At 63.5% G+C, this 4,153-nt stretch carries 1 protein-coding gene; it reads left to right on the top strand.

Annotation, left to right across the window (positions count from 1 at the left end):
• Positions 1-4,153 (top strand): beta strand repeat-containing protein (locus JFY56_RS24105; protein WP_208316815.1); only part of this gene is annotated, 4,153 nt, incomplete at both ends.

Genomic DNA, 4,153 nt, shown 5'->3' with positions numbered 1-4,153 from the left:
CGCGGACACCACCTACAACTTCGCCGGGGCTGCCCCGACTGGCACCGTGAGCGTGGGCAAGGCCGGTGCGGAACGCACCCTCACCAACGTGGCTGCTGGCCGCCTGAGTGCGACCAGCACCGACGCGGTGAACGGCTCGCAGCTGTACGCGACCAACCAGGAAGTGAACAATCTCGACACCCGTATCGATGACATCGACAACGGCGCGGGCATCAAGTACTTCCATGCCAAGTCCACCCTGGCCGATTCCTCGGCCACCGGTACCGATTCGATCGCGGTTGGCCCGACTGCCAAGAGCACGGCGACCAACTCCATCGCCATCGGTAAGGGCGCTACTGCCTCCACCGCCAACAGCGTGGCGCTGGGCGACGGCGCGACCACCGCCGCGGCTGTGGGCACGGCTTCCGCCAAAATCGCGGACACCACCTACAACTTCGCCGGGGCTGCCCCGACTGGCACCGTGAGCGTGGGCAAGGCCGGTGCGGAACGCACCCTCACCAACGTGGCTGCTGGCCGCCTGAGTGCGACCAGCACCGACGCGATCAACGGTTCGCAACTGTTCGCCACCAACTCGGCGATCGATACCCTGAGCGACGATGTCGGCACCCTGGACCAGAACGCCGTGAAGTACGACCTCAACGGCGACGGCACGGTGAACTACAACAGCGTGACCATGGGTGGCGACACCTATGACAGCACCACCAAGCTCGGCGGCACGACGATCACCAACGTGGCCCGTGGTGTGGATGACAGCGATGCGGTGAACATGTCTCAGCTCAACGAGACGAACGAGATCATCAACAACTTCGCTGGCGACACCACCAACAACTACACCGACGATCATGGCGTGGGCATCCGTTACGTGCGGACCAACGAAGCCGGTCTGGTGCAGAGCGATTCCTCGGCCGAAGGTCAGGGCAGCACCGCGGTGGGTTACAACGCCACCTCTATTGGTGAAAGCAGCCTGGCGCTGGGTCGTGAGGCGCAAGCCAACAATGCCAACGACGTAGCACTGGGCGCAGGCTCGGTGACCGATGCAGCCGTAGGTACGTCCGGTGCGACCATCGCCGGTACCGACTACGACTTCGCTGGCACTGCTCCGACCAGCACCGTCAGCGTGGGCTCGGTGGGTAACGAGCGGACCATCACCAACGTCGCCGCCGGCCGCCTGAGTGCGACCAGCACCGATGCGGTGAATGGCTCGCAGCTGTTCGCCACCAACCAGGGGGTCGAACAGAACGCCAGCGATATCACCGAGCTGGGCGACATCATCAATAACTTCACCGGTGACACCACCAACAACTACACCGACGTGCATGGCGTGGGCATCCGTTACGCCCGGACCAACGAAGCCGGTCTGGCGCAGAGCGATTCCTCGGCCGAAGGCCAGGGCAGCACCGCGGTGGGTTACAACGCCACCTCTATTGGTGAAAGCAGCCTGGCGCTGGGTCGTGAGGCGCAAGCCAACAATGCCAACGACGTAGCACTGGGCGCAGGCTCGGTGACCGATGCAGCCGTAGGTACGTCCGGTGCGACCATCGCCGGTACCGACTACGACTTCGCCGGCACTGCTCCGACCAGCACCGTCAGCGTGGGCTCGGTGGGTAACGAGCGGACCATCACCAACGTCGCCGCCGGCCGCCTGAGCGCGGACAGCACCGACGCGATCAACGGTTCGCAACTGTTCGCCACCAACTCGGCGATCGATACCCTGAACGACGATGTCGGCACCCTGGACCAGAACGCCGTGAAGTACGACCTCAACGGCGACGGCACGGTGAACTACAACAGTGTGACCATGGGTGGCGACACCTATGACAGCACCACCAAGCTCGGCGGCACGACGATCACCAACGTGGCCCGTGGCGTGGATGACAGCGATGCGGTGAACATGTCTCAGCTCAACGAGACGAACGAGATCATCAACAATTTCGCTGGCGACACCACCAACAACTACACCGACGTGCATGGCGTGGGCATCCGCTACGTGCGGACCAACGAAGCCGGTCTGGCGCAGAGCGATTCCTCGGCCGAAGGTCAGGGCAGCACCGCGGTGGGCTACAACGCCACCTCCATCGGTGAAAGCAGCCTGGCACTGGGCCGTGAGGCGCAAGCCAACAACGCCAACGACGTAGCACTGGGCGCAGGCTCGGTGACCGATGCAGCCGTAGGTACGGCCGGTGTAACCATCGCCGGTACCGACCACGACTTCGCCGGCACTGCTCCGACCAGCACCGTCAGCGTTGGTGCAGTGGGCGCTGAGCGGACCGTTACCAACGTCGCCGCCGGCCGCCTGAGTGCGACCAGCACTGATGCGGTGAATGGCTCGCAGCTGTATGCGACCAACCAGGAAGTCAACAAGATCGATACCCGTATCGATGACATCGACAACGGTGCGGGCATCAAGTACTTCCATGCCAATTCCACCCTGGCCGATTCGTCGGCGACCGGGACGAACTCGATCGCGGTGGGGCCGGAGGCCGTGAGCTCGTCGATCAACTCGATCGCGGTCGGCCACGGGGCAACTGCGTCGGATATCAACAGTACTGCGCTGGGTGCTGCCAGCAACGCTGCAGCGGTAAACAGTGTGGCGATTGGTTCGGGCGCTACTACCAGCACCACGGGGGTCAATGCCATCGCGATCGGTATGGGCGCGAATGCCTCGGTGGCCAACTCGGTAGCGCTGGGTAACGATGCAACCACGGCGGCAGCCGTGGCCACGGCCGGCGGTACGATAGCTGGTACCAGCTATGACTATGCCGGCGGTGCGCCGAGCGGCACGGTGAGCGTTGGTAGTGATACCGTCAAACGCACCATCACCAACGTAGCCGCTGGCCGCCTGAGTGCGACCAGCACCGATGCGGTGAACGGCTCGCAGCTGTACGCGACCAACCAGGAAGTGAACAAGATCGATACCCGTATCGATGACATCGACAACGGCGCGGGCATCAAGTACTTCCATGCCAACTCCGTGCTGGCTGACTCGTCTGCCATCGGGGCTAACTCGATCGCTGTCGGTCCTGAGGCTGTGAGCGCGGCGACCAATGCTATCGCCATGGGTAAAGGAGCCCAGTCCAATGGGCTGAACTCGATCAGCATTGGCACTGGTAACGTGGTCAACGGCAACAATTCCGGTGCGATCGGTGATCCAAGCACGGTCAATGGCTCTCGCAGCTACTCGCTGGGCAACGACAACCTGGTCGACGCCAACAATGCCTTTGTGATCGGTAACAACGTCACCGTCGGCGCTGGCCTGGATGGCACCGTGGTACTGGGCAATGGCTCCACTGCGAGTGCTGCCGTGGCAACCACCGGTGCGACCATCGCCGGTACTGACTATGACTTCGCCGGCATTGCTCCGACCAGCACCGTCAGTGTTGGTGCAGTGGGCGCTGAGCGGACCGTTACCAACGTCGCCGCCGGCCGCCTGAGCGCGACCAGTACCGACGCGATCAATGGTTCGCAACTGTTCGCCACCAACCAGGCGGTTGAGCAGAACGCCAGCGATATCACCGATCTGGGCGATACCATCAACAACTTCGCCGGCGACACCACCAACATCTTCACCGACGAGCATGGCGTGGGCATCCGCTACGCCCGGACCAACGAAGCCGGTCTGGTGCAGAGCGACTCCTCGGCCGAAGGCCAGGGCAGCACCGCGGTGGGCTACAACGCCACCTCCATCGGTGAAAGCAGCCTGGCGCTGGGCCGTGAGGCTCAGGCCAACAATGCCAATGACGTGGCCCTGGGCGCCGGTTCGGTGACCGATGCAGCCGTAGGTACGACCGGTGTAACCATCGCCGGCACCGACTACGACTTCGCCGGCACTGCGCCGACCAGCACCGTCAGCGTGGGCTCGGTGGGTAACGAGCGGACCATCACCAACGTCGCCGCCGGCCGCCTGAGCGCGGACAGCACCGACGCGATCAACGGTTCGCAACTGTTCGCCACCAACTCGGCGATCGATACCCTGAGCGACGATGTCGGCAACCTGGACCTGAGCTCGGTGAAGTACGACATCAACGACGACGGCACGGTGAACTACAACAGCGTGACCATGGGTGGCGACACCTATAACAGCGTCACCAAGACCGGCGGCACGAAGATCACCAACGTGGCCCGTGGTGAGGACGACAGCGATGCGGTGAACATG

Source organism: Pseudomonas schmalbachii (assembly GCF_017589465.1).
Lineage (GTDB): Bacteria > Pseudomonadota > Gammaproteobacteria > Pseudomonadales > Pseudomonadaceae > Pseudomonas > Pseudomonas schmalbachii.
This window is presented reverse-complemented; position numbering and strand designations above follow the sequence as displayed.